Below are 223 nucleotides of genomic sequence, written 5' to 3'. Positions count from 1 at the left end.
ACTCATCCGCCGCTCCAAGTTCATCATTGACAGCAATCCGGATGGCCTGAAAAATTTGCTTGGCCGGATGGCCCTTCTTTTTTAATTCCTTGGCTGGCTTGGCCGACTTGATGATGTCAGCCAACTGAGTCGTTGTCTCAATTGGTTTAATTGCCCTTGCCTGCTCAATCTTACGGGCAATCTGTTTGGAAAATTTATCTTCCCCATATTTGAAAAAGATTCT

At 44.8% G+C, this 223-nt stretch carries 1 protein-coding gene; it reads right to left on the bottom strand.

Features of this window, described 5'->3' with window-relative positions:
• The coding region (mraW, locus tag FH871_RS34475) for a 16S rRNA (cytosine(1402)-N(4))-methyltransferase (protein WP_212768319.1) at window positions 1-223 on the bottom strand (223 nt) is incomplete at both ends.

Origin of the sequence: Larkinella sp. C7 (assembly GCF_006149005.1) — a bacterium.
Taxonomy (GTDB): Bacteria; Bacteroidota; Bacteroidia; order Cytophagales; family Spirosomataceae; genus Larkinella.
This window is presented reverse-complemented; position numbering and strand designations above follow the sequence as displayed.